2 protein-coding genes are annotated in these 3,113 nt (G+C 44.0%); both read left to right on the forward strand.

Features of this window, described 5'->3' with window-relative positions:
• Positions 1-170 precede the first annotated feature (170 nt).
• Positions 171-809, forward strand: coding sequence for a thiamine phosphate synthase (thiE, locus tag QZZ43_RS16325; protein WP_291861594.1), 639 nt, complete (start codon positions 171-173; stop codon positions 807-809).
• Positions 810-859: 50 nt separating this feature from the next.
• On the forward strand, positions 860-2,152 hold the full coding sequence (gene thiC / locus QZZ43_RS16330) for a phosphomethylpyrimidine synthase ThiC (protein WP_291861595.1): 1,293 nt from the start codon (positions 860-862) through the stop codon (positions 2,150-2,152).
• Positions 2,153-3,113 lie beyond the last annotated feature (961 nt).

A 3,113-nucleotide genomic window follows, 5' to 3' on the forward strand; every position in this document is an offset into this window, starting at 1 on the left:
AGTATTTCCAGGTCTTTATGTTTCGGGAATGGCAGCCAATGGAACCAGCGGAAGTTACCGCATGGGCCCCATCTTCGGTGGGATGCTGCTTTCGGGCCAAAAAGTAGCCGGAATAATATCTGAAAAACTGGCACAGGAAGCATTGGTAGAATCGGTCTAAAAACAGGGATATGTCAGATAAAGATTCAACCAACCAACATATTGGCCTTTACATCATTATCACTCAGCCTCAGCTTCCCTATACCACCATTGCAGAAAAATGTGTAAAAAACAACATCAAAATGATGCAATTACGGGAAAAACATCTCTCTGACCGTGCGTTACTCAAAATAGCACGCAACCTGAGAGCTGTAACGCGGGGCACCCACACCAATCTGGTAATCAATGACCGACCGGACATTGCCATGTTGTGTGAAGCCGATTATCTGCACCTTGGGCAAGACGACATCCGGATGGAAGACGCCCGAAAAGTTGTAGGTGAGATGAAGATTGGTCTGTCCACTCACTCTCGAGAGCAGGCAAGGGAAGCACTAAAACAAAACCCTGCATACATCGGTTTTGGGCCGGTTTTTCCCACCAATGCCAAAGTCAGGCCCGATACCCCGGTGGGAACCCAACTCCTAAAAGAAGTTTTGGAGATGGCCGATGTGCCCGTGATTGCCATTGGCGGCATTTTCCCTGAAAACCTCAATGAGGTGCTCAGTGCCGGAGCACAAAATATTGCCATGGTCCGTCATTTAATGCAAACCCGGGATTTTGACCTGCGGGTTCAGGAAATCCAAAAGTGGATAAAAAGGGAAATCTTTTAACCGGAAACCAATAACTCTTTATCAGTTTTTAATCAGATAATTTTAAACGAATGAAAACACAACTTCAATACGCACGAAACGGAGAAATAACCCCTGAAATGAGGTCAGTGGCTGCTGTCGAAAATGTTGAACCGGAATGGCTCCGGAAGGAAATTGCTGACGGTAGGGTCGTAATTCCCAAAAACATCCATCACCATTTCGAAGCCCGGGCCATTGGTGGCGGACTCTCCACTAAAGTCAATGCCAATCTGGGAACCTCCGAAAAGCACTGCAATCTCAGGGAAGAACTTGATAAAATGGAGATTGCCATCCAATACGGAGCTGATGCCATCATGGATCTTTCAACAGGCGGAGATCTTCGAAAAATACTGCAGGAAATCCTGAAAGTCTCCTCTGTGATGGTCGGAACCGTACCCATTTACAGTGTGGCAACCCGTCTGCTCGCAGAAGGAAAAGCCGTGGCCCAACTGGATCCTGAGGAACTCTTCAAAGAAATAGAATTCCAGGCTGAAGCAGGCGTGGATTTCATGACGCTTCATTGTGGTGTCACCCGTTCCAGCCTATCATTTTTGCAAAACGATGAACGGGTTTGCGGCATCGTTAGCCGTGGAGGTGCAATTCTAAAACGCTGGATGGTCGAAAACAATGCCGAAAACCCCCTGTATGAACAATACGACAGAATTCTCGACATCTGTGAAAAGCATGATGTTACCATTAGTCTGGGTGATGGCCTGCGACCCGGAGCGGGCGCTGATGCCACCGACAGGGGACAAATAGCTGAATTGCTGATTTTAGGGGAATTGGTGGATCGTGCCCGAAATAGAGGCGTTCAGGTAATGGTGGAAGGCCCGGGACACATGCCTTTCGACCAGATCGAAACAAATATGAGGCTGATGAAACGAATCTGCCACGAGGCTCCCTTCTATGTTTTGGGGCCCTTGACAACTGATTCGGCTCCCGGTTACGACCACATCGTGGGGGCTATTGGTGGAACTGTTGCCGCCATACATGGTGCCGATTTTCTCTGTTATGTAACCCCTGCCGAACATCTTTGCCTGCCCAATTCCGAAGACGTTAGAAACGGGGTTATTGCCAGTAAAATAGCAGCCCACAGCGCCGATTTGGTCAACAAAGTGAATGGTGCCAGTGAAAGGGATTTCACCATGTCGAAAGCACGTCGCGACCTTGATTGGGAAACCATGTACCAACAGGCCCTCGATCCCGAAATGGCACGAAAACGCAAACAGGAATCGGAAAGCCATGACGAAGATCACTGCACAATGTGTGGAAATTTATGTGCAGTCAAAAATGATAAAGAATCCGCAACAATCGGTTGTTTATAAAAGGTCGGCTCATGTCAGATATGGGTGCCTTTTTTTAAATTCTTTTCATCTATAAAAGAGATTGCTAACAATCGCTAAAGCATACGACACCTTCAGCGTCGGTATTTTATATTTCGGGAATGCTATAAATATAAGAGCCCTTCAGGCTCTGTTTCCCTCAAGTATAAAGAAATGACCCTGAAGGCTGTGTTTCCCTCAAATATAAAGACATGACCCTGAAGGAGGTCAGATATTTATAGGTTTGATATTTACATGAGAATGGACCCCCAGGGTGGGTCGTACCAGTTAGATAAATTTGTTTGTTTTTCTCATGGGTTTATCCATTATGGTCTTTTGTAAGGGAATGCTATAAACATAAGAACCCTGAAGGCTCTGATTCCCTCAAGTATAAAGACATGACCCTGAAGGAGGTCAGATAATTATAGGTTTGATATTTACATGAGAATGGACCCCCAGGGTGGGTCGTACCAGTTAGATAAATTTGTTTGTTTTTCTCATGGGTTTATCCATTATGATCTTTTGTAAGAAAATGCTATAAACATAAGAACCCTGAAGGCTCTGTTTCCCTCAAATATAAAGACATGACCCTGAAGGGGCCAACTATAAATGATTTAATTTTTTGTTTGTCGAAAAAATCGGTCGTTGAAAATTCCGACCATTCGGAAAAGCAATCTCTTTTATTTAATCGAACATGTATGTATCAATACTCAGTTATCCCGAATCTTCGGAATAACAAACAACTGATAATTAATCCATTACAAAACCAAAAAAATCACAACTAACTCATAATAAAAACTTTGCGTCATTTCGTCTCTGCATTTGGGCTTTTTTTGACGGACTATTGATGTAAAAAAAATCAATATCCCTGTCCTGCCAATATTTTGGTTATTTTTGCGTTCAAAAGCATTAGGTGACCACCCGGAAATATGAAAATAAAGCAATTACTAATATTTTTTCTAAT

It is taken from the genome of Marinilabilia sp., from assembly GCF_016278715.1.
Taxonomy (GTDB): domain Bacteria; phylum Bacteroidota; class Bacteroidia; order Bacteroidales; family Marinilabiliaceae; genus Marinilabilia.